20 protein-coding genes are annotated in these 26,928 nt (G+C 60.6%); 12 read left to right on the top strand and 8 right to left on the bottom strand.

The window, feature by feature from the left end; translation table 11 throughout:
• Positions 1-20: 20 nt before the first annotated feature.
• Genes AC6I99_RS21985 through AC6I99_RS21970 form a run of 4 tightly spaced genes read right to left on the bottom strand, consistent with a single transcriptional unit; the run spans position 21 to position 3,923 of the window.
• Positions 21-479 carry a ribose-5-phosphate isomerase gene (locus tag AC6I99_RS21985; RefSeq protein ID WP_224165878.1) on the bottom strand — a complete coding sequence of 153 codons (459 nt, stop codon included), beginning with the start codon at positions 477-479 and terminating at the stop codon, positions 21-23.
• A gap of 9 nt (positions 480-488) precedes the next feature.
• Complete coding sequence (locus tag AC6I99_RS21980; protein ID WP_497961862.1) at positions 489-2,240, bottom strand: dihydroxyacetone kinase family protein; 1,752 nt, start codon at positions 2,238-2,240, stop codon at positions 489-491.
• Positions 2,241-2,273: 33 nt separating this feature from the next.
• Positions 2,274-3,047, bottom strand: a complete 774-nt coding sequence (locus AC6I99_RS21975; protein WP_224165876.1) for an SDR family NAD(P)-dependent oxidoreductase — start codon at positions 3,045-3,047, stop codon at positions 2,274-2,276.
• 33 nt (positions 3,048-3,080) lie between these two features.
• Positions 3,081-3,923 (bottom strand): sugar phosphate isomerase/epimerase family protein, encoded by an 843-nt coding sequence (locus AC6I99_RS21970; protein WP_224165875.1) that lies wholly within the window; start codon positions 3,921-3,923, stop codon positions 3,081-3,083.
• A gap of 204 nt (positions 3,924-4,127) precedes the next feature.
• Between AC6I99_RS21970 and AC6I99_RS21965 the strand changes: the two genes are divergently transcribed.
• The 5 genes from AC6I99_RS21965 (at position 4,128) to AC6I99_RS21945 (ending at position 10,965) form a co-directional block, all read left to right on the top strand.
• The gene (locus tag AC6I99_RS21965; protein ID WP_224165874.1) at positions 4,128-5,465 is read left to right on the top strand and encodes an MFS transporter; all 1,338 of its coding nucleotides are present in this window, start codon (positions 4,128-4,130) and stop codon (positions 5,463-5,465) included.
• 62 nt (positions 5,466-5,527) lie between these two features.
• Positions 5,528-6,418 (top strand): transketolase, encoded by an 891-nt coding sequence (locus AC6I99_RS21960; protein ID WP_224165873.1) that lies wholly within the window; start codon positions 5,528-5,530, stop codon positions 6,416-6,418.
• On the top strand, positions 6,415-7,473 hold the full coding sequence (locus tag AC6I99_RS21955) for a transketolase family protein (protein WP_497943996.1): 1,059 nt from the start codon (positions 6,415-6,417) through the stop codon (positions 7,471-7,473). Before AC6I99_RS21960 ends, AC6I99_RS21955 begins: the two co-directional genes overlap by 4 nt.
• Before the next feature lie 120 nt (positions 7,474-7,593).
• Positions 7,594-8,250 carry a GntR family transcriptional regulator gene (locus AC6I99_RS21950; RefSeq protein ID WP_224165872.1) on the top strand — a complete coding sequence of 219 codons (657 nt, stop codon included), beginning with the start codon at positions 7,594-7,596 and terminating at the stop codon, positions 8,248-8,250.
• Positions 8,251-8,793: 543 nt separating this feature from the next.
• A complete protein-coding gene (locus tag AC6I99_RS21945) occupies positions 8,794-10,965 on the top strand; it encodes an amylo-alpha-1,6-glucosidase (RefSeq protein WP_224092613.1) in 2,172 nt (723 codons plus the stop codon).
• Positions 10,966-11,007: 42 nt separating this feature from the next.
• On the opposite strand, the gene pmfR is transcribed toward AC6I99_RS21945, so the two are convergent.
• Positions 11,008-12,444 (bottom strand): transcciptional activator PmfR, encoded by a 1,437-nt coding sequence (pmfR, locus tag AC6I99_RS21940; protein WP_224092615.1) that lies wholly within the window; start codon positions 12,442-12,444, stop codon positions 11,008-11,010.
• A 226-nt stretch (positions 12,445-12,670) separates the two neighbouring features.
• Here pmfR and AC6I99_RS21935 point away from each other — a divergent pair, with 226 nt between their 5' ends.
• From AC6I99_RS21935 to AC6I99_RS21915, 5 genes are all read left to right on the top strand, one after another.
• Positions 12,671-13,942 carry a flavin monoamine oxidase family protein gene (locus tag AC6I99_RS21935; protein ID WP_275964888.1) on the top strand — a complete coding sequence of 424 codons (1,272 nt, stop codon included), beginning with the start codon at positions 12,671-12,673 and terminating at the stop codon, positions 13,940-13,942.
• On the top strand, positions 13,939-14,289 hold the full coding sequence (locus tag AC6I99_RS21930; protein ID WP_224092618.1) for a cupin domain-containing protein: 351 nt from the start codon (positions 13,939-13,941) through the stop codon (positions 14,287-14,289). Before AC6I99_RS21935 ends, AC6I99_RS21930 begins: the two co-directional genes overlap by 4 nt.
• Positions 14,290-14,351: 62 nt before the next feature.
• Positions 14,352-15,920 (top strand): aldehyde dehydrogenase family protein, encoded by a 1,569-nt coding sequence (locus AC6I99_RS21925; protein ID WP_224092620.1) that lies wholly within the window; start codon positions 14,352-14,354, stop codon positions 15,918-15,920.
• A gap of 225 nt (positions 15,921-16,145) precedes the next feature.
• Positions 16,146-17,546: an NAD-dependent succinate-semialdehyde dehydrogenase gene (locus tag AC6I99_RS21920; RefSeq protein WP_224092622.1), complete on the top strand. Its 1,401-nt coding sequence runs from the start codon at positions 16,146-16,148 to the stop codon at positions 17,544-17,546.
• Complete coding sequence (locus AC6I99_RS21915) at positions 17,534-17,749, top strand: hypothetical protein (RefSeq protein WP_224092623.1); 216 nt, start codon at positions 17,534-17,536, stop codon at positions 17,747-17,749. The genes AC6I99_RS21920 and AC6I99_RS21915 overlap by 13 nt, the downstream gene beginning before the upstream one ends.
• A 238-nt stretch (positions 17,750-17,987) precedes the next feature.
• Here AC6I99_RS21915 and AC6I99_RS21910 read toward each other — a convergent pair whose 3' ends face one another.
• From AC6I99_RS21910 to purU, 3 genes are all read right to left on the bottom strand, one after another.
• Positions 17,988-18,908 carry a bifunctional methylenetetrahydrofolate dehydrogenase/methenyltetrahydrofolate cyclohydrolase gene (locus AC6I99_RS21910; protein ID WP_224093935.1) on the bottom strand — a complete coding sequence of 307 codons (921 nt, stop codon included), beginning with the start codon at positions 18,906-18,908 and terminating at the stop codon, positions 17,988-17,990.
• 113 nt (positions 18,909-19,021) lie between these two features.
• Entirely contained in the window at positions 19,022-21,496 is a 2,475-nt protein-coding gene (locus AC6I99_RS21905; protein WP_224092633.1) for a GcvT family protein, read from the bottom strand.
• 55 nt (positions 21,497-21,551) lie between these two features.
• On the bottom strand, positions 21,552-22,415 hold the full coding sequence (purU, locus tag AC6I99_RS21900; protein WP_224092635.1) for a formyltetrahydrofolate deformylase: 864 nt from the start codon (positions 22,413-22,415) through the stop codon (positions 21,552-21,554).
• 644 nt (positions 22,416-23,059) lie between these two features.
• On the opposite strand from purU, the gene AC6I99_RS21895 reads away from it, so the two are divergent.
• A complete protein-coding gene (locus tag AC6I99_RS21895) occupies positions 23,060-24,529 on the top strand; it encodes an APC family permease (protein ID WP_224165871.1) in 1,470 nt (489 codons plus the stop codon).
• Positions 24,530-25,291: 762 nt separating this feature from the next.
• Positions 25,292-26,638: a flavin monoamine oxidase family protein gene (locus AC6I99_RS21890; protein ID WP_224165870.1), complete on the top strand. Its 1,347-nt coding sequence runs from the start codon at positions 25,292-25,294 to the stop codon at positions 26,636-26,638.
• Positions 26,639-26,928 lie beyond the last annotated feature (290 nt).

Here is a 26,928-nt window from a genome sequence, read left to right as displayed (position 1 = left end):
GGCAGGAGCGCCCCGAAGGCCTAGCAGCCCTCGAAGTCGCTCAGAACCCTGACCTTCGCGGCCGAGCTGGATTGGGGGTCGAACGCGTAGCCGATCCATTCCTTGGCGAGCCGACGCGCCAGCTCCACGCCCACAACGCGCTGGCCCATGGTGAGGACCTGGCAGTCGTTGGACAGGATGGATCGCTCCACGGAGAAGGAGTCGTGTGCAGCGGTAGCCCGGATGCCCGGAACCTTGTTGGCGGCGATGGCCACGCCGATTCCTGTGCCGCAGAACAGGATGGCCCGATCGGCCTTGCCGTCGCGGATCATTTCACCGGCCGCGATGCCCACGTACGGATAGGGCTTGCTGAAGTCCTCGTCCGCAGGGTTTACTCCGATGTCGATGACCTCTGTGACCCGGGAGTCAGCCTCAAGGTCGGCCAGGATCCGGTCTTTGTACTCAACGCCTGCTTCGTCGGCGCCCACAATGATGCGCATGTGATTCTCCTAGTTGCTTGCTGCGAAGTTGCCTGCAGTGGCGGGAACTGCGGTGAAATGCGGCCCGACGGCGGCAAACACCATGGCGAGCGACGTCGCCCCTGGATCCGGCGTGCCGATGCTCTTCTCGGCCAGCGGCCTGGCGCGGCCCTTCAACGGACGGAGTTCTGCCGTGGCCGCAGCTGCCTTGGAAGAGACGTCAGCCGCGGAAGACCAGGCCTCCTCGGCCATGGATCCGGCAGCAACGGACGCCGCGAACGTCGAAGCGAACGGCAGCAGGGCATCCACCATGGTCTTGTCGCCAAGGTCCGCCTTGCCGAGGCTCGTGATGCGGTCCGCGAAGGCGCGAACAGATTCGGCGAGGACTACCGGCGTCGGGGTTTCTGCGTCTCCCAGCCGCTCGCCAAAGGCACGCAGTCCGGCACCCCACAGGACTCCCGACGTACCGCCGGCCTTGTCGGCCCAGGCGTCTCCGGCAGCAATGAGCAAGGAGCCAGCGCCGGCTCCACGTGCATAAGCAACAGATGCCGCTGCGAGGGCTGCCGCGGATCCGCGGACCATGCCGCGTCCGTGGTCGCCGTCGCCAGCGATTGCGTCCATGTCGCCCAGTTTTGTTTCGGAGTCCCGCAACAGGGCGGCAGTAGCGTCCAGGGCGGAGAGGCATTGCCCAGCGTATTCGCGCGACTCGCTGGTGGAGGAGTAGTCAACAGCGTCAGTGGCAGAAGCGTCGACGCCCGGGTCTTCGAACGAAGCAGCCTCGAAGCCAACAGCCCCACGACGGTACGCCGGCGTCAACGCGGGAGCGGTCCAGTACTGCTCAAGTTCATCATCCAGCCACGTGAGCGTCAGCGAAGCGCCGGCCATGTCCAGGCTGGTCACCAGTTCGCCGACCTCCGGCATGACCAGCGTGTAGCCAGTCTCGCGGAGGAGGGGAGCCACAGTGCGCCAGAGAACGAACAGTTCCTCGTGCTTCGTTGAACCCAATCCATTGAGCATCACGGCCAGCCGCGTTGAACCGGACCCGGGCGTCTCAGCCAGCACGCGCTTCACCAGCTCCTGGCCAAGCTCGACGGCGGACGGCAGCTCGGTATCGAATAGTCCAGGCTCGCCGTGGATACCCAGGCCCAGGCCCATCTGTCCCTCGGGAAGCTTGAACAATGGCTGGTCGGCGCCAGGGAAGGTGCAGCCACTGAATGCAGTGCCGATGGTCCTGGTAAGGCTGTTGGCCTTGCGTCCCACGCGGACCACTGACTCGAGATTCAGCCCGGCCTCCGCGGCAGCACCCATGACCTTGAAGACCACGAAGTCCCCGGCAATGCCGCGGCGCTTTTCGATCTCCTCGGGGGAGGCGCTGGCGATGTCGTCCGTGACCAGCACGTTTTCCGCCGGGATGCCTTCGGTGTTCAAGCGTTCGCTGGCCATGCCGAAGTTCATGACATCCCCGGCGTAGTTGCCGTAAGTGAAGACGACGCCGGCGCCGGAGTTGGCAGCCTTGGCCACGGAGTAGGCCTGTTGGGTGGAGGGCGAAGTGAAGATGTTGCCCACCACGGCGCCGTCAGCGAAACCCGGTCCGATGATGCCTGCGAAGGCCGGGTAGTGTCCGGAGCCGCCGCCGGTAATGACGGCGACCTTCGGTGCTGCGGGGCGGCTGCGGCGGACTGCGCCGCCTTCTACCTGGCGGACGAGGTCCGAGTGGGCGTCACAGAAACCGGCGAGGGCTTCGTCAGCGAAGTCGGCGGGATCGTTGAAGATTCTGGTCATGGTGGGTCCTGGGTTTCCTTCGAGCAGCTCGAACTAGTGGATGTGGCTGCCGCCGTTGATGTCGATGGTGGTGCCCGTCAGGTACGCGGAGTCCTCGGAGGAGAGGAACGTGATGACGGCGGCAACTTCCTCGGTGGTGGCGTTGCGGCCCAAGGGGATGCCTGCGTTGATGGCAGCTTCCTGCTCTTCGGTGCTGCCGACGCGGATGTTGGTGTCCACGGCGCCGGGGGTGATGGCGTTGACGGTCACACCGGTCTCGCCGATTTCGCGGGCAAGTGCCTTGGTGAAGCCGAGGATGGCGGCCTTGGCCGCGGAGTAGGGAACCTTGCCGAACACGCCGCCGCCGCGCTGGGCGGAGACCGAGGACATGTTGACGATGCGGCCCCAGCCGTTGGCGATCATGTCCGGAAGGAATGCCTTGGTGACGAGGTATGTACCGGTCGCGTTGACGTCCATGACCTTGTGCCACAGCTCGAGGGTGGTCTCCAGGAACGGGATGGGCGAGGTGATGCCGGCGATGTTGGCAAGGGCGCCCACGGGCGGGAGGTTCCCGGCGGCAACTTCCGCGGCGACGGCTGCCTGGGCTGCGGTGACGGAGGCTTCGTTGGCCACGTCGATTTCGTAGCCGAACGCGGGGACGTTGAATTCGTTGGCTATATCGGCGGCAACCTTGGCGGACTTCTCGCCGTCGAGGTCCAGAATGACGATGCCCCAGCCTTGGTTGGCGTAGCGGCGGGCGGTGGTCAGGCCGATGCCGCGATCGGAGGTAGCTCCGGTGAGGACGGCGGTGCGCTGGATGGTGGTCATGGTGCTCCTTGAATGGTGGTTGGTGGAAAAAGTTCAGATGAGGTCTGTGATGTAATTGGCAGCTTTGGCTGCGGCTGCCGGGCGTTCATCATGGGTGACGTCCCTGGTTTCGAGCTCCAGGGAGAAGTGGCCGGTGTAGCCAACTTCCCGCAGGGCTGCGAGTCCGGCAGGGAAGTCGGCCTTGCCATTGCCGATGCTGAGGTTGATGTTCCCCGGTTCGTTTTCCGTGGCGGGCACAGCGTCCCGTAAGTGGACGTGTTTGATGCTGGCGGAGAAACGATTGACGAAGTCCAGGGGGTCGCCTCCGGAGGCGACGATGTGGCTGAAGTCCATGACGATTCCGACGTCGGAGCCCGCCAGGCGGTCGGCGAGCAGTTGGGCGCGCTCCGTGTTCCAGCACAACCGGTAGTAGTGCAGGGATTCGGTCCACAGCTCGACGCCGAACTCTTTGGCGCGGGCAGACGCGTGGATCAGTTGAGCTGCCACAGCGTCGATGTCCTCTTCCAAGCTCTTCACCGGGTCATGGTCGATCGCGCCGCACGGCAGGACCAGAGCCTTCGCGCCGGTCTTTGCCGCCAAGGCGAGCAGCATCTCCAGGTGCCGATCGCGCGCTTCCTGCGCACCGCCGTCGAGCAATGCGTTCAGGTCCCCGACGTCGCCGTTTACCGAGCGGACCCGCAGGCCCGCGTTATTGACGACGGCGGCGACCGTCTCGACTGCCTCAGCGTCCAGTACGTAGGGCACGTGGTCGCAAACGCCGGGCAGCGCGCCAAGGTCGATTTCTTCGAAGCCGAGGGCGCCCATGGCTTTCAGGGCAGTCGCCAAATCCTGGTGTCGGAAGCTGATGGAAGAACAGCCCAGTCGGTGATGGAACATCGTCGTTGATCCTCAAGTTAGGGCCCTCGCCGGAGAAGGCCTTAGTGATGGAGACCACGTTAGCCGGGTTGACTGTTGACAGTCAACCTTTGAAGTTGACTGTTGACATTGCTGGTGTCCTCCGTCACAGTTGACGTATTATGTTGACTGTCGACAGTGAAGTTGCCTAAGAAGCGCCTCACTCTTCGAAAGGGAAATACACAAATGAGCAATGAAGCTCTGACCATGCGTGGTCCGGTTCATGGAACCAAGGAAGCAAAGCGCGTTGCCGTCGGTTCGGGCGTTGGCGCAGTCATCGAAACCTACGATTTCATCGGTTTCGGCACCGCCGCTGCACTGTACTTCGGTACAGCGTTCTTCCCGGGCGCCGACCCGGTGACTGGCACCCTGGCCTCCTTCGCGACCCTCGGCGTCGGCTTCGCTGCCCGTCCGTTGGGTGGCATCATCGGTGGCCACCTCGGCGACAAGCTCGGCCGCAAGCCGGTCCTGGTGGCTTCGCTCATCCTGATGGGCCTGGCAACCTTCGCTATCGGCCTTCTGCCCACCTACCAGCAGGTGGGCCTCCTGGCTCCCGCGCTCCTGGTGATCGTACGGGTCATCCAAGGCCTGGCCTTCGGTGCCGAGTGGGGCGGCGCAATCCTCATGAGTTACGAGCACGCACCGTGGCGAAAGAAGGGCCAGTTCACGGGAATCGTGCAGGCCGGCTTCCCGGTTGGCCTGTTGCTCGCAAACCTCGTCTTCCTCAGCAGCGTGGGACTCGGCAGCGAATGGGCCTGGCGCGTACCGTTCCTCGCAAGCATCGTGCTGGTTGCCGTGGGCCTCATCATCCGCTCCAAGGTTCCCGAGTCCCCGGTCTTTGAGGACGTCAAATCCAAGGGCGACATCGTGAAGTCTCCCATCGTGGATGTCATCAAGACCGACTGGCGCAACATTGTCCGGGGCATCGGCCTCCGTATTGCCGAAACCGCCGGTTACGCAGTGTCCGTGACCTACATGATTTCCTACCTTCACACCAACAAGCTGGCGGACAAGACTGAAACCCTGGTGGCGCTCTGCGTGGCAGCCGGCATCGGTATCTTCGCCACCTACTTCTGGGGCAAACTGACGGACCGCGTTGGTCGCCGTCCTGTTTACATCTGGTCCACCGCGTTCGCCGTCGTCTTCGGAATCCCGATGTTCATGCTGGTCAACACGGGCCTGTTCCTGCTGATCATCGCGACAATCGTCGTCGCTTACGCCGTGTGCCAGAATTCCCTCGCCGGAGCCCAGGGAGCATGGTTCCCCGAACTCTTCCAGGCCAAGACCCGCTCATCCGGAGCTTCGCTGTCATACCAGATCTCCGCCATGGTCTCCGGCTTCACCCCCTTCATCACCACCCTGCTGTTCGTCAGCATGGGCTGGATGGGACCGGCGCTGCTGTTCAGCTTCTATGCAGCCATCGGCCTGTGGGCAGCACTCATCACCCGGGAAACCTGGGGCAAGCGTGAGCGTGCGCTCGCCGAAGAAGCCGCCAGCAAAACTCCCCAGACGGTAAACGCCTAAGCAGCCATCGACGTCGGGCGCGTACTCCCCATCGGCGCGCGCCCGGCTCCGAAAGGAAACCAGTGACTCTCTCATCAGTTGAAACAGCCACGGCCGCTCCCGCGGCCGAGCGGGTAGAGCGCATCCGTGCCGCCGCCTACCGCATCCGCCACCACGCCCTGACCATGGGCGAGGTCCAAGGCCAGGGTTACGTTGGCCAGGCCCTCGGCGCGGCTGACATGCTGGCTGCCGTCTACGCCGACCAGCTGACATACCGTGCCGACGACCCGCACTGGGAGGGACGCGACCGCTTCCTTCTCTCCACGGGTCACTACGCAATCGGCCACTACGCAGCATTGGCCGAAGCCGGAATCGTACCTGTCGCTGAGCTCGAAACGTACGGCTCCGACGATTCCCGCCTCCCAATGTCCGGGATGTCCACCTACACGCCCGGCATGGAGATCTCCGGCGGTTCGCTGGGACACGGCCTGACGATCGCCGTCGGAATGGCTTTGGGCCTGCGTCTTCAGGGCTCCGCGTCCCGCGTGATCAACTTCCTCTCCGATGGTGAGCTGGATGAGGGCTCCACGTGGGAGGCCGCCATGGGCGCGCACCACCACCAGCTCGGGAACCTCACCGCCATGGTGGACATCAACGCCCTGCAAGCCGACGGCGCCACGGATACCGTGCTGCGCACCGAGCCGGTCACCGAAAAGTGGGAAGCGTTCGGTTGGTACACGCAGCGGGTGGACGGGAACGACGTCGGTGCGCTGCTGGCAGCGTTCGACAACATCAGTTCGCAGTCAGCTGCTGTCGGGCGGCCATCAGTGATCCTCTGCGACACCAAAGTTGGGCGCGGCGTGCCGCTCTTGGAAACCCGCGAAAAGGCGCACTTCATGCGCATTGAAGAACACGAATGGCAGATCTGCCGCGAGCAGCTGACCGCAGGATACGAAGGGACGGCTTCCGTATGAGCACAGTTACGACGGCGGCGGGTGTGGCGGGTTCGGCCGGCCTGGCTGGTTCGGCGGGTTCGCCGGGTTCGCCGGCCAAGCCGAAGCTGAAGACCTCGGCCATGATCGCGTCCTTCGCGGACCCCGGCCAGAAGACGACTTCGGCGCCGTTTGGGCACGCGCTCGTCAAGGCAGCTGAGGCTGACTCCAGGATTGTTGGACTCACCGCCGATCTTGGCAAGTACACGGACATGCACATCTTCGCCAAGGCCTTTCCGGACCGGTTCTTCCAAATGGGCATGGCGGAGCAGCTACTCTTCGGAGCCGCAGCAGGCATGGCGGAGACGGGACTTATTCCGTTCGCGTCAACGTATTCGGTGTTCGCCGCCCGCCGCGCGTACGACTTCCTGTGCCTGGATATCGCCGAGCCGAACCTCAACGTCAACATTGTTGGTGGGCTTCCCGGTCTGACCACCGGCTACGGACCGAGCCACCAGGCAACCGAGGACATGGCGATCTTCCGCGGCATGCCCAACCTGACCATCGTGGATCCCTGCGACTCGGTGGACATTGAGCAGGCTGTCCCGCAGCTTGCGGCCTCGGACGGGCCAACGTACCTGCGCTTGCTGCGCGGCAACGTGCCCACCGTCCTGGATGAGTACGACTACACGTTCGAGCTCGGCAAGGCCAAAGTCCTGCGAGGAGGCAACGACGTGGTGTTCGTGTCCTCAGGCCTGATGACCATGCGTGCCCTGCAGGCTGCGGATGCGCTTGCTAAGCACAACGTGGATGTCGCCGTGGTGCACGCGCCCACCATCAAGCCGTTCGACTCCCACACTGTATTGGCCGAGCTGAACACCGACCGCCTGGCCGTCACGCTGGAAAACCACACGGTTGTTGGCGGTCTGTTCGAAACCGTTGCGTCCGCCGTCGTAACCGCCGGTCTCGGCAAGCGCGTGGTTCCCATCGCGCTTCCGGACCAATTCCTCGACGCCGGTGCGTTGCCAACGCTGCACGAACGTTACGGCTTGTCTGTTGACCGGATCGTAGCCAAGGTGCTGGCTGAACTGGGCTGATTCTTGCTCTGACAGCGGTGCGGGATCGGCAATTACTGCCGGTCCCGCACCGCTGCCCGTAGTATCAACAGTTAACACCGGACTGTTAGCAGTCGCCAATAGAATTTGAGGACACACACGATGGCCGTCACCGCATCCCTGCTGGGACTGGAGAAGAAGAGCCTGCGCGAACAGGCACTCGCCGCTCTGCGTAGTGCGATCACCAGCGGTGAGCTTGAGCCCGGCCGGCACCTCGTGGAAACCGAACTGTCTGAAATGCTGCAGATCAGCCGAGGCACACTCCGGGAAGCCCTGCGTCAATTGGAGCAGGAAGGCCTGGTCTCCGCCGGTGCCCGGGGTCGGCTTTCCGTGCGGCACCTCGACGTCAAGGAGATCCGCGACATCTTCGCTGTCCGCGGAGTCCTTGAATCACTCGCCGCCCGCACCCTTAGCGAGATGCCGGACAAGGAGACCGCGCTCGCGGAACTGCGTGCCGCAGTCGACAATATGGACAAGGCCGCGAAGGCATCCCTGGAGGAACGGATCGAATCCGACCTCGAATTCCACCGCACCCTCTGCCGCCTGTCCGGAAACGAGACACTGCTGCACTCGTGGGAATCCCTGGAGGGCTCCATCCGGATGTCCATCATGTTTGCCGGGTTGGAGCGCGCCACGCGGAACATGAGCGTAGGCCGCCATCACGACATTGTCGCTGCGATCGAAACCGGTAATGCCGCGAAGGCGCGGGAGACCATCATTTCCCACATGGATGGTGCGGCGGAGAATCTGGTGGGGTAGGGATAGTCACGGCTGGCGCCGGGTACGCCGTGGCGCTTCGGTGGGAAGGTGCCCGCCGATGGAAAGATGCCCGCCGTTCCTCCGCTGCCGGGTGTGCCGCTGCGCCTATTTTGAACAGGTGACTCTGATTAGGGTGTCAGGTTAGGGGCTAAGACACCGTTCGTGGGGTGTCAGAGAATTGCGGTTTGGATCCTTGCCTGACGTCCTATCGAGGCGTGGCCGACGTCAGGTTGGGGTGTAGCCAGTTCCCATGTATTACGGGTTTAGCCGTGGGACTTTACGGTCGTTCACCTCCCATGTGGGAACTTACCGCCCAGGACAACGAACCTCGTGCGGCGGCTGGCCCTCGTCGCTGGTCGGATGCCGCCATCAATGCCATCTTGTCTTGAGGGAAACTGCCAGCCTCAGTCGCACCTCATCGAGCTATGGTGCCGGGAGGAAGTCAGGCGTAGCGTCGATTTTAGCGACGAAGGACGAAGGCTTGAGCGGGACTCGAAGGTTCTCCGTTGGCACCCAACTGACCAGCCGTTGAAGGGACTGCACGTGGCTGGATGGAATGCCGATACATTGGCAGGTACGCCCGGATCCAGAGCCGTTACCTTGGTGGAGGGTTCGTCCTTCTGTATCTCTTCTCCGAATGGGGACATGGATCCGGCACTTCCGCACGGATTGTTTGTCCATGACACGCGGATCATCTCTTGCTGGAATCTCACGATCAACGGATTGGCTCTTGAGCCTTTGGCAGCGGGGGGAAAGGAACCCTATAGGGCCCAGTTTATTTGCCGTGTCCCTCGAACCGACGGCCATGCGGACAGCTCTCTGATTGTCGAACGACTGCGGGAGGTGAGTGAGGGAATGTTGGAGCAGATCACAGTGCGCAACTATTCGTCGGAGCCGTTCCATTGTGTCATTCGGTTTAGCGTAGAAGCGGATTTTGCTGATCTGTTCGAGGTTAAGGAGGCGAGGATTCAGCACCGCTGGGACAAAACCCACCAAGCGAACGAAAATTCACTACAAATTCGGGCGGCTTGGGAAGAGGTCCGCAGGGGCGTTGACATTAATACCGCCGGTGCTGTCGTCGAGCCTCGGAGTGTGACTTATCAGGCGGTCGTTTCACCGCGCGATTCCTGGACCACTGGACTGACCGTTGTCCCCGCAGTTGAGGGAAGGGAGGCACTACCGTTCAGGGGATCGGATGAAAAGGGCTTATCCCCCCAGGATCGCCGCCGACAGGAGTGGGTAGCCAAGATCCCGGCAATGCGTATGGGCAACAGTTCTGTTGAACGCACTTTACAGCGGAGCTATGACGATCTGGGCGCTCTGAGGATTGAAGATCCTGATCAACCGGAGCGGGTTGTTGTGGCGGCTGGCGCCCCTTGGTTCATGACTCTATTTGGACGTGACTCGTTGTGGGCTTCTGAGATGGCGCTTCCTGTGGACCCCTCTCTCGCCCTTGGCACTTTGCAGACCCTTGCCGACCGCCAGGGCAAGGCTGTAGACCCGCTGACGGAGGAAGAACCTGGAAAGATTCTTCACGAAGTCAGGCTCGGTGTCTCAAGTGGATTGTCATTGGGTGGTAAATCCGTTTACTACGGCAGTGTGGACGCCACGCCCCTCTTCGTGAACACCATAGGGGCGCTTAGTCGTTGGGGCTTTGCCTCCGATACGGTAGCTGCCCTGCTGCCGCATGCGGATCGCGCGCTGTCCTGGATTCGCGATTACGGTGACAAAGACGGTGACGGCTTTGTTGAATATGAGCGTCTTAACGAGCGGGGACTGATCAATCAGGGCTGGAAGGACTCGTGGGACGGCATCAACTTCGCCGATGGGACTCTCGCGGAACCTCCCATCGCACTGTGCGAAGTCCAAGCCTACGTCTATATCGCATATCTTTCGCGTGCTTGGATGGCTTACGACGCCGGCGATGACTCTCTGGGGTCCGAGTTGGCGGAAAAGGCTGCGCGACTCAAGAAGCAGTTCAACGAACAGTTCTGGATGCCGGAACGCGGCTATTACGCGATTGCGCTGGATGCAAAGAAACGGCAGGTTGACGCTTGCGCATCGAACATGGGCCACTGCCTGTGGATGGGGATCGTGGATGAGGATAAGGCGCCCCTCGTTGTCGACCGTCTGATGTCGCCAGAAATGTTCAGTGGCTGGGGGGTGCGGACTTTGGCGAGTGACATGGGGGCCTTCAACCCGGCGAGTTACCACAATGGTTCCGTGTGGCCGCACGACAACGCGATCATAGCCACCGGCCTCGTGCGATATGGATTCGTGGCCGAGGCACAGCGTATAGCCGTAGCTCTGTTTGAGGCGGCTGAGTATTCGGATGGCCGTCTTCCGGAGCTGTTCTGCGGATTCGGTCGGGATGAATTTCCGCAGCCCATACCTTATCCCGCCGCTTGTTCGCCCCAGGCGTGGGCTGCCACGACGCCGATACACCTGGTCATGAGCCTGCTGCGCTACGACGCCCATGTTTCCCGAGGGGGCTTGTGGATGGACCCGGCTATTCCGGAGTCATTTGGCGATCTGCACATCATCAACGCACCGACAGGCAGAGGTCCCATCACTATTGAAGTCATCGGCTCCCAGGCTACCGCTCAAGGCCTGCCCGAGGGTCTGACGTTTCGACAGGGCCATCGACCCTGGATGACGGAACTGGTCGAACAGGCCCGTCTTTTCGGGGAAGGTCAGCCACGAGGAGCAAGCTAGGGATTACGGGCAACTGGCTGGCGATCGCAGTAGCTGGGGCCTTTACCGGCGAAGCGCTGGTCGTTGTTGTGCAGCGCTTGGTGGGTAGGAAAGCCATGCTTGGTATGCCAGCCAGAGTGCGGCGAAGTCTGCAGAGGTAGAGGTGTCCCGCCCGGTTGTCTCTTTTATTTTGGCAAGCCTGTAAGACAGTGTCTGTCGATGGATGCCCAGCTCAGCGGCAGTTTCGTTCCAGCGGCGGTCATTCTTCAGGAAGCTAAAGAGGGTCTCCCTTAGGGCCGTCGTTTTCGGGTCCAGGTCTGCAAGGCTTCCGAGTACCTGCCGGACAATACTGTCTGCTTCTTTCCTGGATCTTGCCAGAAGCGATACAGGTACGCCGGTGAAGTCGACCCAGTTGTCGTTCGTCCCGCCGGAGGACAAGACTTTGTGTGCTTCCTCGGCTGCGACTTTTGCATCGCGGATATCCAGGTATGTCGAGGATGCTGCGGCGCGGATCCCGAGATCTTCGAGAAGTTTGCGTGTATCCGGAAGGGCCGGTTCCGGCACCATTAGGAAATAGGAGTGCCGCCCTGTTCCGGTGAGTACAGGCAGGGCAGCAATCGAGACTGCCCTCGCTGTTTTCGGACCGTCTTCGGTCTTGATGGCTATTAGTTTGTATCCCTCCGCCATCGCATTCGGTTTGAGGACGTCGTCGATATTCTCAGGTATCCGTCCTTCCAGAATCGCCTCAAGCATGACCTTAGAGCGATCGGCCCTTTCCCGGATTGTGGTCAAAAGTTGACTCACGGCTACGTCAACGACCTGCAGGATGTGAATGAGCAGGAAGCTGCTGACCTCTTCCCCGGGGAATTCTGCAACTACTAACTTCACGCCACGCTCACCAGGAAGTGTATAAGAGCGTTGCCGTGCCGTTGATGTCAGCGTGGGCAATGGCGGTCCTTGTATGATCGTCAATCCGGTCTGGGTGTCAAGTACGGTGAGCCTGGACCTAAAGAGTGCCTGCAGGTCGTCCATCAGGCGTGCTGGGTCCGCATGGGCATAGGTCGAGAGCTGGTAGAGCTTGCTCAGCTTGAGGACCTGGAGTGTTTGGGTGGTGGCCGTGGCGGCTGCAACCGTGCGCCCTATCGCGGCAAACGGTGTTTCCTCGTTTGTCAGCAGGACCGGGAATCCCAATCTGTCGGCCTCGTCGAGGAGTTCTTGTGTCAACGGGGGCAGGCTGGGGTGGTCACCTAGTGCGACGCCTGCCAGCCCGGCTTCATTGAGTCTTTGAATGAAGGTGCTCTGCTCCTTGGCACCATGCGGGACGCAGAGCCCGACGGTCATCAGCAATTCATGCGGACCGAGCCACCTTGCCGGGTCGTTAAGTTCGCAGCTATGCGCCCAGAGAACCTGGCGTTCCAAGCCGGCGGCTCCGGCCAGTACGCGGGTGCCCAAGCTTTGAGTGCTAACGAGATCGTTGACGGTCAACACTGACTGTTCCATGCAAAAACCTTACTGCAACACTAATAAGCATCAAATTTCTTACGTCTGTACCATACTTCTCTTGCGTTGCGGTTACTAGTGTGAGTCACACAACAAATAGAATCGTCAAAGGAGATGGCTCCGACATGTCACCAGATACTGCACCTTTCTCCATGCAGCGGACCGCAGTATGGCGAATCGGTGGCCAAGCGCGAACGGCTTTGGTCCACACGATGAACGTTGCATCATGAGCGCCCTTCGTCAGGGTTCCCGCATCGCGGTTTTGGGAGCTGGACTTGCAGGCTTGGCAGCTGCTACGCAGCTAAGAGCCGATGGCTTCGATGTGACCGTTCTTGAGGCCAGGGACAGGTCCGGGGGGCGCGTCTGGTCAGAATCAATCACGGCCGGGCGCGAAGAACCCTGCGTTATCGAACGGGGCGCCGAGTTCGTATTGCATGGTTACACGACGATGCGGCGCCTGCTTGATTTGACCGGCTTGTCCCTGGTTGACACCGGCATGAGCTACTACGTTCGTGCTCTGGCGGACACCCCCGACATCAGCACGCAAGACGTGGTAGAAGCAGGCCGAGCAGCTGCCGCCATCGCCCGAACCTACCCCTCACCACCGTCCGCAGAAAAGGTCCTGCAACGTTTGGACTGCGATGATCGGCTCGTGGATGCACTTCGCGCTCGTATCGAAATCTCCACCGCTGTCGCGGCAGATCAAGTCAGCGCTGACACTCTTGAGCACATTGCATCCTTCGAGCCGCGTCCGAGTTGGAGGATCAGCGGCGGAAACCAGGAGCTTCCTAAAGCCTTGGCTGCCCGTCTCGGCGACTCGGTGCACTACCGGGAAACCATTCACGCGGTTACAGACCTCGGCGAAGAAGTCCTCGTGGAAACATCGGCAGGCAGCGCGACTTTCGACGCCGCCGTCGTGGCGCTCCCATTGTCCATCGTGCGGGACCAAGCGACTCTTGCCCTGTCGGTTCCGGAATGGAAGACCAGCGCACTGAACCGGGTACTGCAAGGGGATGCGGCCAAGCTTCACCTCCCGCTGCGATCCGTCCCGGCAACGAGCGCGGTGATGTCAACGAACGGCCGCTTCTGGACATGGACTGCGCAGGACAATACCGGTTCGGTCACTCCTGTGCTCAATTCCTTTATGGGCTCTCCTGGCGCTTTGGACCGGGCACAAGGCGACGGGGATTTCAACGCGTGGATAACCCATGCCCGGCACATTCGCCCGGAACTGGACTTCAGTGAGAGTGACGCCGTCGCCACGGTTTGGCGCAACGATCCTCTCGCCCGCGGCGCTTATGCAGCTTTCGCCCCAGGCGGAGGAAGAACTGATGCGGAAGAACTGGAACGCCCGGTAGGCAACCTCCTCTTCGCCGGCGAGTACGCTGATCCTGACTTCACCGGCCTGATGGAAGGCGCACTCCGCAGCGGCGAACGAGCGGCGGTCAGGATCAGGAATGCTGTCCAGGGTCTCAAAGTTGAGGCGGCCAGCGCATGAACGCGGCCGTAGCAACTACAGACGATATCCAGTGGCCCGAGCAGGTGCCTATAAGCCCGGAGCGCGTCCTCTCCGGTGCCCCTTCGGCAAGCACTCTGGTCCTGTACGGCGATCCTGGCACGGAAGCCGGCCTTTGGAAGGTCACTCCTGGCGAATTCACCACCAAGCTGACTGGCTACAGGGAGTTCATTCACATCGTTGACGGCCAGGGCCAACTTATCGATGACCAAGGGCAGGAAACCAACCTGCGGGCGGGGACAATTGTGGCTCTCCCTGAGGGCTGGGCGGGCCGCTGGAGCGTGCAAACAGAGCTCGTCAAGTCCTACTCGATCGTCCGGGCACAGTAGAGCCGCCGGCAGCGCCCCAACCACTCTTTGCCTATACCAATGAACAACGTAAGGAACCACTCATGAATGCCAATCTCGAATTCGCTCGAGTTAGCAACACCTTCTTCCATAACGGAGAGTACATCCCCGTATCGCAGGGCCGCGATGTCGTGGACCCTTCCAACAATAGAGTCATCGGCCAAATGGCTGAGGTCGGCCACGACGACATTGAAGCCGTCGTTGCTACCGCCAACGCTGCGCAGAAGGCATGGTACGCCTATACGGCACTGGATCGTGCCGAGATGCTGCACAAAGTGGCAGCGGAGATGAAGAAGCTCGCACCCGAAATTGCTGAACTACTGACCCGTGAAACGGGCAAGCCGTATAAGGAAAGCTCTGACGAAATGGCTTGGTCAGGTTCTGCAGTGGACTATTACGCAGAACTCGGTCGGCACTCGATTGGTTCGGTTCTGGGCACCTCTGTTGTCGGCCAGACCCACTACACCTTGAAGGAGCCCATGGGCACGGTGGTCAGCATCCTTCCTGCGAACTTCCCCATTCTGTTGCTGATGTGGTCCGCGGCAGCTGCCCTGGCAGCGGGCAACTCTGTGATCGTCAAACCCTCGGAAAACGCCTCCCTGACGACTCTTTCCTTCATGCGGGTCTTCCGGAACCTGCCTACTGGGTTGGTCCAGTGTGTCTCCGGTGGTGCCGACACGGCGAAGCAGCTCGTCTCCCACAAGAACACCCACATGATTGCCTTCACCGGAAGTGTTGCGACCGGCCAGGCTGTTTCACGGGCCTGTGCTGAGCACTTCAAGCCGCATCTGATTGAAGCTTCGGGCAGTGATGCTTTCCTGGTTATGCCGTCTGCCCCTATTGACGTGGCAGCCCGCGCGGCTACCTTTGCGTCCTTCTTCAACGCCGGCCAGGTGTGCACCTCTGCCGAGAAGATCCTTGTCCATGAGGACGTTTACGACCAGTTCATGGAAACGTTTGTCGCTAACGTGAAGCGGTTGCGGATCGGCCACGGCCTCGACAAGGTCGATTTCGGCCCGATGGAAAACGCACGTGAGGTTGCCCGCGTAGAGCAGCTGGTCGCCCGGGCCGTTGAGCAAGGCGCCGCCGTCACCATCGGCGGACACAGGTTGAACCTCGGCGGGGAGCTGCAGGACGGGTTCTTCTACGCGCCCACAGTCCTGGAGGGCCTGCGCCCGGACATGGACATCTTCACCACCGAGGTGTTCGGACCCGTTGCTCCGGTCTATAAGGTCTCGAGCTTCGAAGAGGCCTTGAAGATCGCCAATGACTCGCCTTTCGGTCTCGGCGCTACCTTGTACTCCAAGGACATCGAAGAGATCACCCGAGCCACCAACGAAATCGTTAGCGGCATGGTGTGGGTCAACGCGCCGATCCTCGACAACGATGCAGGACCCTTCGGTGGCCGCAAAATGTCCGGCATTGGCCGCCAGCTGGGCGCCGAAGGGCTCGACACCTTCCGTCACACCAAACTCGTCATGATCGATCCGGCAGCTTCCAGCCACGACTTCTGGTGGTTCCCCTATAAGGACAAGGAAGCCTGGCGTGGTGCACAGGGCAGCGAAGAAGCTGCCGTCCAGAACTCCCACAGCTACGTAGCCGCTGGAGCCTGACCCCGCAACACATGAGGTCATCGGACCACAACAAGTTTTCAAACTTGTTGACAGGACTGGATGGATGACCTTCCAGGTGCAACGGTGCTGGTGAATCCAGCACCTCCTGCCGCCGTGTCTTGACTGGAATACCTATTCAGAACGCGGCGGCAGTACTTTCCCCACGGCTGCCCGGACTGGTTCAACACCGGGACGTTTATCCCCCTTTCCCAAAGGAAGAATCCCATGATCTCCACGATCAACCCGGCTACGGGCAAACAACTTCAAACGTTCGATACGCACTCATACTTCCAGATCGACGGGATCCTTACTGCCGCCGTTGACGCGCAGAAGGCCTGGCGGCTGGTATCCGTTGAGGATCGCGTACAGATCCTCCGGAACACAGCCAAGATCCTACGTGAAAACGTCAACGAATACGCGCACCTGATCACGTTGGAGATGGGCAAGCCTATTTCCGAGGCTCGGGCCGAGATTGAAAAGTCCGCCGTCGCCGCGGACTTCTACGCCCAAAACGCCGTCAGGTTCTTGGATTTCGAAAGCATAGACGCCGACGTCAAGGAAAGCGGTGTGGTCTACGAGCCGCTGGGCGTCGTGCTGGCCATCATGCCATGGAACTATCCTTTCTGGCAGTTCTTCCGCTTCGCGCTCCCGGCGCTAGTGGCCGGGAACGGCGCGATCCTCAAGCATGCGAACAACGTGCCCCGTTCAGCGTTGGCCGTACAGGACATTCTCGACAAGGCGGGTTTGGCCCCTGGTCTTTGTGCCACGGTCCTGATCGAACCAGAGAAGGTCGCTGCTATTATCGCTGACGACAGGATCGCCGCGGTCGCGCTCACCGGTTCCACTCAAGTCGGCGCCATCGTCGCTTCCCAGGCCGGAGCGGCCCTCAAGAAACAGGTCCTGGAGCTCGGTGGGTCCGACCCGTTCATCGTTTTATCCGATGCGGATATCAAGGACGCCGCACGGACCGCAGTTAGGGCCCGCTTCACCAACGCGGGACAGGCATGCATCAACGCCAAACGCTTCATCGTCGATGAAGAGATCGCCGACGAGTTCGTTGCCGAGTTCGTGATCCAGACTCGGGAACTTATCCTTGGCGATCCGTTTGACCCTGCCACCGACATGGGACCCATGGCCCGAGAAAACCTCCGCGCCACACTTCACGATCAGGTCCAGCGCACCCTGGAGGCAGGAGGACGGCTCCTGCTGGGTGGAGAACTGCCTGAGGGGCTCGGGTATTTTTACCCGCCAACGATCATCGACCGGGTCGTTCCGGGGCACGCCGCCTTTGACGAAGAGACCTTTGGCCCGGTAGCTGCTATCACCCGCGTCTCGTCCACCGAAGAAGCAATCGCACTGGCCAACCAGACCGAGTTCGGACTGGCCGCTTCCTTGTGGACCCGAGATACGGACAGAGCAAAGGCAGTCGTGCGCCGACTGGATGCCGGAGCGGTTTTCGTCAACGGAATGGTGGTCTCTGACCCGCGTCTTCCTTTTGGTGGCATCAAGAAATCGGGGTATGGACGCGAACTCGGCCGCCAAGGCATCCGCGAATTCACTAACATGAAGACCGTCTGGATCGGCCCTGACACGACCGGGACGAAGGGGAAGACATGGGCACAGTGAACCGCCCGTTGGTCAACGAGATCTCCGACTGGACGGACCTCAGCCCGGGTCAACCGGTTCAGGTGGATAACGGTGATGGCCAAGTCACCCGTGCACTCGTGGATACGCTTTTTGAGGATGGAAGCATTATCTGGCTCCGCAACGAACCGGGGTCCCGGTCGCTGCACCTGCGAGACGATCCCTTGACCCTCTACGCGATTTGAAAGTCCGAACCTGCAGCGCCGGCCTTGGAACGGCCGGCGCTGCAGCGGTTTAAACGCCTCCTGTCACAGCAGCAGGCTCGGGCAGAGACGAGAGATGCCCCGCTCCCTAAGGGGCGGGGCATCTGTTGCGATGACCTCAATTTTCTTGAGCCGTCGCTGTTCGTCGTGGGCTTGCGCAGGGTTTATGTGGGTGAGCTTTGTTGCGAGCTTCGCCTGCCGACGACGAATTCCTTCTGGTTTACTGTCCGTTCGGAGTTGTTCGTGCGGCTATGTCCACGACATTGACGAGGAGCATGGCCCGGGTCATGGGACCAACACCACCGGGATTCGGTGAGTACCAGCTGGCGACCGCTTCGGCGCCGGTCTCGACATCACCTTGCAGCCTGGACTTACCGGTGGCCTCGTCAACGCTCCGAGACACTCCCACGTCCAGAACAATCACTCCTGGCTTGAGCTGGGGGGTCTTGACGATAGCGGGCACGCCCGCTGCGGCAATGACTACATCCGCGCGGGCGATCAGCCTGCCAAGGTCAGTTGAGCCCGTATGTGCCAGGGTCACAGTGGCGTTGATGGCACGACGTGTCAGCAACAGGCCCAAGGGCCGTCCGACAGTTACGCCGCGCCCGATCACGAGCACTTCCATCCCGGTCAGGGCAATGTTGTGCCGTTCGAGCAGCTCGACAATGGCGCTCGGCGTGCAGGGGAGGGGCGAATCGATGGTTTCTCCGACGTTCAGCACGAGTCGGCCCAGGTTGGTTGGGTGCAGCCCGTCGGCGTCTTTGTTGGGGGCAATCTTTTCCAGGACGGCGTTCTGGTCGATGTGTGCCGGCAAGGGAAGCTGGACGATATACCCGGTGGTGGCAGGGTCCTCATTGAGCTCTAACAGGACTGCTTCGAGGTCTTCTTGTGAAATGTCGGCAGGAAGATCCCGGCGGATGGATTCGATCCCGACCTCAGCGCAATCGCGATGCTTTCCAGCTACGTAGGAGTGGCTTGCCGGGTCGTCTCCGACCAGAACGGTGCCCAGCCCGACAGCGATGCCGGCGTCTTTGAGCGCAGCGACGCGTCCGCCCAGTTCTGCCTTGATGCTTGCTGCGGTTGCTTTGCCGTCGAGAACGCGGCCCGTGCCGCGCAGGGCAACGGATGTTTCACGTTCCATCAGATTCTCTGACAATGGTCAGTCCTTTCGTGTGGCTCATAGGGCTCCGCTGTCCGGGCCCTTGACGGGGGAGTCCGCAGCTCCCTGAGGGGAACTGCGGACTGCCTCGGGTGTCAGCCGCGCAGACGTTCACCCTTGGGGTCATAGAACGGACGGCGCGAGACGGTGGCCGGGTACAGTCGGCCCTTGCATTGGACTTCGAATGAACCGGTAAGGTCCGTTTCGGGGTCGATTGCTGCAATGCCTACCGCACGGCCAAGTGTGTGGCCGTAGCTTCCGCTGGTCATCCGGCCGACGGGAATGTTGTTGCAATAGACGGTTTCGTCGTGAACAAAGACCGGTTCGGGATCGTCGATGGCAACATACACGGTGCGATGCTCGGGTGTGGCGGGATCGAGTTTCAGCAACGCCTCTTTGCCAACGAAGCCGCCGGGTTTATCCAGGGCAACGGTGAAGCGAAGACCGGCCGAGTAGGGATCGTCAATGGGGCCGATGTCGTGTCCAAGGTGCCTGAATCCCTTTTCGCTTCGGAGCGAATCGAGGGCGTGGTATCCGGCCAGACGGATGCCCAAGTCCTGGCCGGCGTCCCAGAGGGCATCGAAAATGTTCACTGCAAGATCAGCACTGGGGTACAGCTCGTAGCCGAGTTCACCTACGAAGCTGACCCGCAGGCTGTAGGCGTAGCCGTCGGCAATTTCAACGGTCCGGCCATGGGTGTATCCCTGGGCGTCGTCGGACCAGTCCTCCGGTGAAATCCGGGAAAGCAGTTCCCGGCTTTTCGGTCCCATGACTCCGATCGTGGCCAGGGCGGCTGTGCAGTCGAACACCGAGGCGGCCCGGCCCTTGGCCAGTCGCTTCAGATAGGCAAGGGTCTTTTGCTGTGTAAAGGAGGGAGTGACAACGAGAAAGCGTTCCTCTTCGAGGCGCGTGATGGTGCCGTCGAGCTCGATTCCTGCAGAGTCGTTGAGGAACAGGGTGTAGACCGCCTTGTTCACCTCAACGTCGACGTCGGCGGTAGAGGCTTGCTGGCAAACAGCCAGCGCGTCACGCCCGGCCACCTCGAATTTCGCGAAGGGGCTCAGGTCAAAGAGCACGACTCCTTCGCGGGCGGCTTTGTGTTCCTCCTCGACGCGGGAGAACCAGCCAGGGCGGCCGTAGCTATAGTCGTAGGCCGGATACGTGCCGGGGTCTCCGTACCAGTTGGCGCGTTCCCCACCGTTGACCTCGCCAAAGCATGCTCCGAGTTCGGCCAGCCTGGAGTGCAGGGGAGTGCGGCGTACGTTCCTAGCTGTGTCCATTTGAAGGTTTGGCCAGTGCATGGCATAGAGCCGACCAAGCCCTTCCTTGGTGCGGGCTTTGAGGTACCTACGGCTGTTCTGGTGCCGGGAAAACCGCTGCACGTCTACGCTGGATGAATCGAAACGGGGCGTCCCTGAGATAATCCACTCTGCGAGTTCCTTGCCTACGCCGGGGGCATAAATGATGCCTTGGGAATTGAAACCGGCTGCGACATACAGATTCGATACCTCAGCGGTCTCTCCGAGGGCGAAATTCGCATCAGGGGTGAAACTCTCGGGAGCGTTGAGAAAGCGGTCATATCCAGCTGTCGCCAGGGCGGGCACCGTGGTTTCAGCCTTCGCCCGGATGGGAGCGAAGTGGTTCCAGTTGGCGTCGAATTCGGCAAAGCCTGCTGTGGAGATATCCTCGACCGGGCGGGGTAGCCCGTCGGGTTCAAAAGCACCTACCAGCAGCCGGCCTTGTTCATGGCGCAAATAGTAGCTGCTGTCCAGGTCCCGGAATACCGGCAGCTGCGGCGCTGCTCCATCGATCTGCCCGGTCCTGACGTGCACATGCTCGGCTGCGTACAGCGGCACGTGAACGCCAGCTGTTGCGGCCAAATCCCGGGTCCACAAGCCACAGGCGAGGACCACACGATCACAGTGGACGGCGCCCTGGTCAGTGAGGACGCCAACGATCTTGTTGTTCTCACGCAGGATCTTCTCGACCGTGACACTCTCACGGATCTGGGCGCCCAACTGATGGGCAAGCTTGGCGAAGGCTATGGTGGCGTAGCCCGGGTTGATGTGTCCGTCATCCGGCAGCAGAAGCGCACCAAGGACGCCTGCGTGGCTGGCCAACGGCCACACCTCATGGAAACGGTCTTCTGTGAGCCACTCCGTGCGGACGCCTTGCTGATCAGCTACGTCCTTGGCGTAGAGGAGTTCATCGACGCGGCCGGGCGTGCGGGCGACGCTGAGGGAACCGGACCGTTGGAAGGACACGTCAATCCCGGACATCTGCTCCAACTGGGTGTAAAACTCCAAGCCGTACTTTGAGAGCTTGGTCATTGTGGATGATCCTCGGGCGCCGGTTACGAGGCCTGCCGCGTGCCAGGAGGTGCCGCTGCCGAGAACATTGCCTTCAAGTAAGAGAATGTCGCTCTCGCCCGCAGCAGCCAGGTGATAGGCGATGCTGCTTCCTACAATCCCACCTCCCACGATGACGGTCCGGACCCGGGGCGGAAGCGGATCGCGGGAGGTCTCGGTGAAGGCTTTGGCGCTGATGGAGCGGTCGACGAGGCGGTCCATAGGAATTCTCACTTCTGTTTGATCGGTGCACCGCGAGGGGCGCAAGGGTGATTCGTTAGTTGAAAACGACAGTGCGGTTGCCGTTCAGCAGGACCCGCTGTTCGGCATGCCATTGCACGGCACGTGCCAGGGCTAGCCGTTCAGCATCTTGTCCGGTGACTGCCAGTTGCGCCGGGCTGTAGTCATGTCCAACCCGAAGCACTTCCTGCTCGATGATGGGCCCTTCATCAAGCTCGGCGGTCACGTAATGAGCCGTGGCGCCGACCAGTTTCACGCCGCGGTCGAACGCCTGGTGATAGGGCTTGGCACCCTTGAAGCCGGGAAGAAAAGAGTGATGGATGTTGATGGCCTTGCCGGCAAGTTCGCTGCAGAGGTCATCGCTGAGGACCTGCATATAACGGGCCAGGACGGTCAGATCGACCTGGTGTTCGGCGATCAAGGCAAGAAGCTTTTCTTCTGCTGCCTCTTTGGTCTCGGGTGTCACAGGGATGTGGAAGAAGGGGATACCGTGCGCTTCGGCCACGGGTTGGAGTGTTTGGTGGTTGGATGCGATGAAAGGGAAATCGACTTTGAGTTGCCCGGACCGCCACCGGAACAGCAAGTCGTTCAGGCAATGTTCAGCCTTGGAGACAAGGAGTGCGACCCGGGGCCGGTCGGCTGCGTCGGACATGGTCCAGTTCATGCCGAACTTGTCCGCCGTCGTCTGGAAGGCTGCCTTCAGCTCACCAACGGCGACCTCGGAAGGGTAGGTAGCTTGGACGCGCATGAAGAACCGTTTGATCGACGAGTCATCGAACTGCTGGCTGGCGAGAATGTTGCAACCGTGTTCGACCAGGAAGCCTGAGACGGCGTGGACGATGCCCACGGTGTCTTGGCAGCTGAGGGAAAGAATCACTTCGCGGGTGGTGACGTGCTCCACAGTACTCCTAGAGGATTTCGGTGCGCGGCCTGGGCGGCCAGGAAGCGCCCTCGGGTAATTGACAAGAGAGCATCGGATAGACAAGCCATATCCGGTAGCTGAACAGACTCGAACTTACGCGAGCAAGACCACTGCAGCCATGCTGAAAATGCCACAAAAGATAATCCTTTTCATATCAATGCCGGATCCGTCGATTTTGTGGTGGGGGTGAGCCCGTGGCAAAGAAATGTTGGAGCCATCCAGCCTCGACACCCGAGCCCATCACTCTGGGATCGTTCCCATGTCCCAGCGCCGAAGTCCCAAACCCGTGGCCTGAACCAGGCCTGCCGCAACGCACGGCTAGCTTTAGACATCCGTATGAAAAAAATCAAAGATATGTAACTTGCCACTATTGGTCTGCTGTAGGTCAGGTGGTTTTCTTGATGTAAGAAATGAGACCCAGCGCACATTCGATCAGCCGGTACACCACTAACGGCGCCGGTGCCGACCTAGAGAACACGAGCATCAGCTGATCCTGAGGAGCGTACGGGTAGGCAGCGCACACAACATGTCGAGACGCAGCCCGGCCAGCCATGCCGGCATCGACTGCATTCCCTCCGCAGCAAGGCCCGGCTTACCCCGGCCATAATTTTTGGAGCATAGAAATGACAACTGTGAATGAACAGAAAGAAATCCCTGAATCGCCGCCTGAGGGAGTGGCGACGAAACGGCTTACCGGCAATCTGACAACATCGGGGATTGTCTTCACCGTCCTGGCCTTCAATGCGCCTCTTACTGTCTTCGTGGGCCTGATACCCTTCATCATCGGCTCCGGGAATCAACTCGGAACCCCCGTCACATACTTGGCGGCGTGCGCGTTAGTGCTTTGCTTCGCTGTCGGATTCACGAGCATGGGCAGGCGCCTGTCCAATCCAGGTGCGTTCTACGCATATATCACTGCAGGACTCGGCAAACCGCTCGGACTCGGCGCATCGTTCCTGGCCCTTCTGGCTTACTTCTTTTTCCTCGCAGGCGCGTTCGCATTTGGTGGCGTATCCCTGGAGTCGTTGGTCACAGACGTGTTCTCAGGACCTGACATCCAATGGTGGGTGTACACCTTCGTCTTGATCGCCATCGTCGGAGTGCTCGGTTACGTTGAAATCTCCCTCTCGGCCAAAATATTGACCGTCTTCATGATCTTCGAAGTTGTCATCATCGTTGCCTTCGACGTGGCTTCGTTCGTCAATGGCGGGCCCGAGGGTGTGAGCGCTGCGCCTTTCCTGCCGTCGAACATTTTCTCCGGAAACGTGGGCCTGGCTGCTCTGCTGGGCGTCATGTGTTACGCCGGTTTTGAGGCTACGGCAGTCTTCCGCGAAGAGGCGCGCAATCCAGAACGTACGATCCCGCGGGCAACTTACATCTCCATCTTGTCCATGGGATCCATGTATGCGATCAGTGCCTGGGCCCTTATCACCGGAGTGGGGGCAAGCAGCGTCGTTGCCGCATCTGCAGAAGACCCGAGCGGAACCGCCACCGGGGCCGTCGCACTTTACCTTGGCAAGATCGCCTTCGATGTCGTCCTGGCCCTGGTGTGCACCAGCATTTTCGCGGCCATGATTGCCACGCACAATATCAGTGCCAGGTACATGTACTCCCTGAGCATGGACCACGTGTTCCATGCATCTCTACGGAGGATCCACGTGAAGCATGGTTCCCCCCATGTGGCCTCACTTGCCACGAGTCTTGTCGCTCTGGTCTTCATCGCGGTACTGGCAATTGCCGGAGTAGATGGAACGTCCTTGTTCGGCATTCTCGAAGGGATCGCTGCTTATCCGCTGATCCTCCTGATGCTTCTCACCAGCGTTGCTGTCATCGTCTACTTCCGCCGGAATCCGCAGTATCAGGTGGGGGTATGGAGGAGCTTGCTGGCCCCAGGTCTGGCCGCTATCGGGTTTGCCGTGGTGGCCGTGATCGGTACGCAGAACATAGCCCTTTTGATCGGGGGCAATGAGGTCCTGGCCGGCATACTTCTGACGTTGTTCTATGGTTCGCTCATAGCAGGTATCGCTCTCGCTCTGATCTATCGCAGAAAGAACCCCGGGGTCTACGCCCGAATCGGCCGGCAGGGAGCCTAACCCGGCCAGCTGCCCCTCGAGGCCTCTCAAATCGACGAACACCTCCCGCTGAAGGGCCAGTGTCGACGCGCAAGCGTTTGCCTGGCCCTCAGTCATGCGCAGGTACAAGAAATCAGCCAACCAGACGTGCCCCAAAAGGCTCCTGTCACGGATGCAGCCCTCATAGAAGAGCATGTCGATACTCGTCCCGCGTTTCCACGTCGACAAGGGCCAAAGTTGTCACATCGTATGACCGCGCCTCACTGAGTACGGTGGATCAGAAAGCCACCGTGGACCCAACTGCGAATAACTTGTTACACATGCCGGATATGGCACTGAAATTCTTGCAAACGTACTATTCGGAGGGTCCTCGCTTAGGCGTAAGGTGAATCACATTAAGAGCTACTGAAGGAGATCACTGATGGATGGGTGTGGGCCACGCTGGTTCCTTGGCCCTGCCCCGCGAGAGATCGAAGTCGGCGTGCGGAAACACGTGAAGTTCGGTCATAGATAGTTCAGTCTATGTGTACCTGTTTCGCGAAGATGCAGCGAACTACTAGCCAGCACGCCGCTGCAGCAAGGCTGTCGCAGATCGGCCAAACGGCAGACGGACTTAACTATGAGTGTTTGCCAACTATGAACCCAAGAGTTGAGGCCATCTGTGGTCTCAAAACCATCAGCCGGGACCCCGCCAGCCTGCCACGTCCGATTAACAATCGCCGTGAACAGTCTGTTGACGGGCTGGCTCGTCGCTGAAGTAACAACAAAGAGGAGATGACCAAAATGGAGTCATTTGATGTCGTTGTCGTTGGATGTGGATTCGCTGGTGCAATCGCAGCCCGCGAATCAAGGGCTGACGGGAAGTCCGTGCTTGTGCTCGAAGGCCGCGAACGCCTCGGCGGACGCACCTGGTACAGGAAGTTCCAGGGAACAGACCAGGGAGTTGAAATCGGCGGCACCTGGATTGCCCCCGACCAGCAGAAGTTCGTACAGGCGGAGCTGGAACGCTATAAGGTCCAGACGTTCCAAAGCCCCGTGGCATCAAACTTTGGCTGGGGCCTCAACGGTGAGATGCTGAACACGGCCTTCCCCATCCCAGCCGACGAATGGGCCGCGCTCGAGCACGCCATCGTGCAGATCGACAAGGACGCAGACCGCATCCGCTTTTATGAAGCACCCCTTGGGCAACCAGGTTTGGAAGACCTGGACATACCGTTCTCGGCTTACGTTGATGCCCTCAACGTCCCGGCCAAGACACGCGACTTCCTTCTGGCCTGGCCCACCTTCTACTTCGGCGCCTACCCTCAAGAGCTCTCCGCCCTTCACGTCATCTCCTGGGTGAGCGGCTTCGGAAGCTCCGTGGGCTGGTACACCCTGCTGACTGACAAATTCGTCGGGGGAACGAAGAGTCTTATCGAACACATCCTCGCCGAAGCTGAAACCGAGGTGCGCTACGACACGGCTGTGGCATCGATCGCGGATGAGGGTGCGCAAGTACGAGTCGTTACCCGGGACGGCCAGACGATCCTCGCCAGGTCCATCATCGTAACCGCCCCCGTCAACACCTGGGAACGAATCAACTTCGTCCCCGAACTCCCCCACGCGCACCGTGCCATGGCCACCGAAAAGCAAGCAGGACAGTCCGTGAAAGTCTGGGCACTTGTGCCCAAGTTGGAAAACGACTTCTACGGCATCGGCATCGACACCACATTCAAATGGATTGCATCGGAATACACAACCGAAGACGGGACCTACCTTTGCTGCTTCGCCAGCGCCGAAGCTGACATTGATGCAACGGACCTGGACGCCGTTACCAATGCCGTACGCCAATTCCTCCCCGAAGCAACCGTCCTCGCGGTGGACTCGCACGACTGGAACAAAGACGAATTCTCTTTGGGAACGTGGATGGCGTACCGGCCAGGCCAAGTCATGAAGTACTCCAACCATCTTCAAGTACCCCACGGGCGCGTTCACTTCGCCAATTCAGACTTGGCCTCCGGCTGGGCCGGGTGGATTGACGGTGCAATAGAATCCGCATTCACGGCAGCAAATGCGTCGAACCTCATGCTGGCCTCCGAGCGCATGCACATTCCCAATCCTCCGAAGCAGGCGAAAGTATCAACCCTGTAGGGCAGACCAGTGACGGGAATGCCAGCACTAGCCCTCTTCCGCTGCGGCTCCCATTGGAAAGAGTACCCGGATCGTATCTCGACAGGTCCGGGCGATCTTCCCCGGCTGGCATCCTGCACTGCGAAGTCGTTAGCTCCCCAGCAAAGCCATGCGCAGGCTGAACTGAACCACTTACGGTTCCGTGGGGCGAGTGTTTCAAGCCAACATTCGCCCCACCAACCATCGCCAAGGCGCTCCACGCCGTAGCGACAATTAGCACTACTGACGGTCACCGAATGCAGGGATGACTT

It is taken from the genome of Arthrobacter sp. TmtSoilC77, assembly GCF_059739415.1.
This window is presented reverse-complemented; position numbering and strand designations above follow the sequence as displayed.

Excerpts from the sequence above, each read along its gene's own strand:
- AC6I99_RS21985 (WP_224165878.1), bottom strand. The coding sequence starts at position 479 with ATGCGCATCATTGTGGGCGCCGACGAAGCAGGCGTTGAGTACAAAGAC.
- AC6I99_RS21980 (WP_497961862.1), bottom strand. The coding sequence starts at position 2,240 with ATGACCAGAATCTTCAACGATCCCGCCGACTTCGCTGACGAAGCCCTC.
- AC6I99_RS21975 (WP_224165876.1), bottom strand. The coding sequence starts at position 3,047 with ATGACCACCATCCAGCGCACCGCCGTCCTCACCGGAGCTACCTCCGAT.
- AC6I99_RS21970 (WP_224165875.1), bottom strand. The coding sequence starts at position 3,923 with ATGTTCCATCACCGACTGGGCTGTTCTTCCATCAGCTTCCGACACCAG.
- AC6I99_RS21965 (WP_224165874.1), top strand. The coding sequence starts at position 4,128 with ATGAGCAATGAAGCTCTGACCATGCGTGGTCCGGTTCATGGAACCAAG.
- AC6I99_RS21955 (WP_497943996.1), top strand. The coding sequence starts at position 6,415 with ATGAGCACAGTTACGACGGCGGCGGGTGTGGCGGGTTCGGCCGGCCTG.
- AC6I99_RS21950 (WP_224165872.1), top strand. The coding sequence starts at position 7,594 with ATGGCCGTCACCGCATCCCTGCTGGGACTGGAGAAGAAGAGCCTGCGC.
- pmfR (WP_224092615.1), bottom strand. The coding sequence starts at position 12,444 with ATGGAACAGTCAGTGTTGACCGTCAACGATCTCGTTAGCACTCAAAGC.
- AC6I99_RS21935 (WP_275964888.1), top strand. The coding sequence starts at position 12,671 with ATGAGCGCCCTTCGTCAGGGTTCCCGCATCGCGGTTTTGGGAGCTGGA.
- AC6I99_RS21930 (WP_224092618.1), top strand. The coding sequence starts at position 13,939 with ATGAACGCGGCCGTAGCAACTACAGACGATATCCAGTGGCCCGAGCAG.
- AC6I99_RS21925 (WP_224092620.1), top strand. The coding sequence starts at position 14,352 with ATGAATGCCAATCTCGAATTCGCTCGAGTTAGCAACACCTTCTTCCAT.
- AC6I99_RS21920 (WP_224092622.1), top strand. The coding sequence starts at position 16,146 with ATGATCTCCACGATCAACCCGGCTACGGGCAAACAACTTCAAACGTTC.
- AC6I99_RS21915 (WP_224092623.1), top strand. The coding sequence starts at position 17,534 with ATGGGCACAGTGAACCGCCCGTTGGTCAACGAGATCTCCGACTGGACG.
- AC6I99_RS21910 (WP_224093935.1), bottom strand. The coding sequence starts at position 18,908 with ATGGAACGTGAAACATCCGTTGCCCTGCGCGGCACGGGCCGCGTTCTC.
- AC6I99_RS21905 (WP_224092633.1), bottom strand. The coding sequence starts at position 21,496 with ATGGACCGCCTCGTCGACCGCTCCATCAGCGCCAAAGCCTTCACCGAG.
- AC6I99_RS21895 (WP_224165871.1), top strand. The coding sequence starts at position 23,060 with ATGACAACTGTGAATGAACAGAAAGAAATCCCTGAATCGCCGCCTGAG.
- AC6I99_RS21890 (WP_224165870.1), top strand. The coding sequence starts at position 25,292 with ATGGAGTCATTTGATGTCGTTGTCGTTGGATGTGGATTCGCTGGTGCA.